This is a genomic window from Mycobacterium sp. (assembly GCF_049683935.1).
Taxonomy (GTDB): domain Bacteria; phylum Actinomycetota; class Actinomycetes; order Mycobacteriales; family Mycobacteriaceae; genus Mycobacterium.
Window position 1 is genome coordinate 1 of sequence record NZ_JBAUJR010000318.1, and the last position, 1,858, is coordinate 1,858.

The 1,858-nt window shown below is 69.6% G+C and carries 3 protein-coding genes; 1 reads left to right on the top strand and 2 read right to left on the bottom strand.

Annotated elements, in window-relative coordinates; all coding sequences use genetic code 11:
- Positions 1–122 (bottom strand): NAD-dependent epimerase/dehydratase family protein (locus WA965_RS18860; protein ID WP_526447923.1); only part of this gene is annotated, 122 nt, incomplete at its 3' end.
- Positions 119–895: an S-methyl-5'-thioadenosine phosphorylase gene (locus WA965_RS18865; protein WP_526293911.1), complete on the bottom strand. Its 777-nt coding sequence runs from the start codon at positions 893–895 to the stop codon at positions 119–121. The genes WA965_RS18860 and WA965_RS18865, both read right to left, overlap by 4 nt.
- A 134-nt stretch (positions 896–1,029) precedes the next feature.
- Between WA965_RS18865 and WA965_RS18870 the strand changes: the two genes are divergently transcribed.
- Positions 1,030–1,858: arabinosyltransferase domain-containing protein (locus WA965_RS18870; RefSeq protein ID WP_526447921.1), on the top strand; the 829-nt coding region annotated here is incomplete at its 3' end.

Sequence of the window (1,858 nt, forward strand, 5' to 3'; positions counted from 1 at the left end):
CCCTCACCGTGCGCGGCGGGCAGCATCGCATCGACGCCGACGACCTCGTGTCCGGCGTCGGCCAACCGGGCGGAGATGCGCGCGCCGATGAAGCCGGCGGCACCCGTCAGGAGGACTCTCACGGCAGTTCGATCGGCAGGGTGACGCCCTCGTGCGGCAGGCAGTGCGTGCAGGTGCGCTCCACGTCGACCTGAGCGATGGCCTCATGCACCAACTGTTTGAACGGCACCATGTTGCGTTCGAACTCCGCGAAGACGTCCACGGCTCGCACGCCCGCCCCCTGCTCGATGCCCGCATCGAGATCGGTCACCAACGCTATTGCGGCATAACACATCTCGAGTTCCCGCGCCAGCACCGTCTCGGGATAGCCGGTCATGTTGACCAGCCGGAAACCCTGGCTCGCGAACCATCGGCTCTCCGCGCGGGTCGAGAACCGCGGCCCCTGGATCACCACCATCGCGCCGCCGTCGACGACCCCTGGCAGGCCGGTCGCCGCGGCCCGCAGAGACGGGCAGTACGGGTCGGCGAAGTCGACGTGGATGCCGCCGGAGTCGAAGTACGTGTCGCGCCGTCCCGACGTGCGGTCGACCAGCTGGTCGGGTACCACCATCGCGCCCGGACCCAATTGCGCATCCAGGCTGCCGACCGCACACGGACCGAAGATGCGCCGCACCCCGAGCGCACGCATCGCCCACATGTTCGCGCGGTAGGGCACCGTGTGCGGCGAGAACTCGTGGCCGGCGCCGTGCCGGGGCAGGAACGCCACCTCGTGATCGCCGACGGTTCCGACGGTGATCGGCGCGCTCGGCGGGCCGTACGGCGTGTCCAGGCTGATCGCCCGCGCTTCGGGACCGAAGAACGAGTAAAAGCCGCTGCCGCCGATGACTCCCAACAATGAACTGCTCCTCACGTGTGCCGGCGCTCCATTGTTCATCATCAGGCACCCGCTCCAAGCATGACGTTGTGGTGACGTCAGCCTCGGATACGGTCCCGAGGGCCGAACAGTGGGCAGGCTGTCGGGGGAAATCTATGCGGGCACTCAACTCAACACAGCAGACGTGGCTCGCGCTACTTGTCGGTCTGACCGGGATCGTGACGGCCCTCATGCTGCCGTTCGCCCCGGTCGTCGCGCAGACCACCACCCTCAACTGGCCCGCACCCGGCCAGCCTGCCGTCTCGGGCAGCGCGCTGGTTCACCCGTACCGGCCGAGCGAGCTCACGGTGTCGATTCCGTGTTCGGCGCTGCGCGCCGCGACAGGGCAGTCCGCACCGGTCACCGTGCTGGCGACCGGAGCCGACGGCGACGGGATGACGGTCACCGGTTCCGCGGGGGTGGCGACACTGCGTGCCGACGACGTCGAGCAGCGCCTGGTCGTGCCGCCCGCGCCGACGGACTGCCGGATCACCGTCGATTCCGGCCCCGATGGGATGTCCGTCGTCGGCGCCGACGGGCAGACCACCGAACTCGCGGACCAACCCGTGCCCGAAGTGTTCGGCTTCCGCACCGACCTCGTCCCGCCGGACTCCGACGGGCTGTCGGTGACCGCGGAGATCACCGGTCCGTTTGCGACGACGCCGACGGTGCTCAAGGCCGTGCTGATCGTTGTGCAGCTGTCGGCGGTGGTGGCCGCGTTTGTTCTGCTGAGCCGCGGTCGGGCCCCGCCGGGCCGTCGCGGACGTCCACGAGTCCGATGGGAGCGGCTGTGGTGGATCGACGTCGCGGTGGTCGCGACGTTCTGCGGGTGGGCGATCATCGGACCGCTCGCCGTCGACGACGGCTGGGCGACCACCATCGCCCGCACTGTCGCCGCCACGGGCGACCCGGGGAACTACTACCGATGGTGGAACGCTGCCGAGG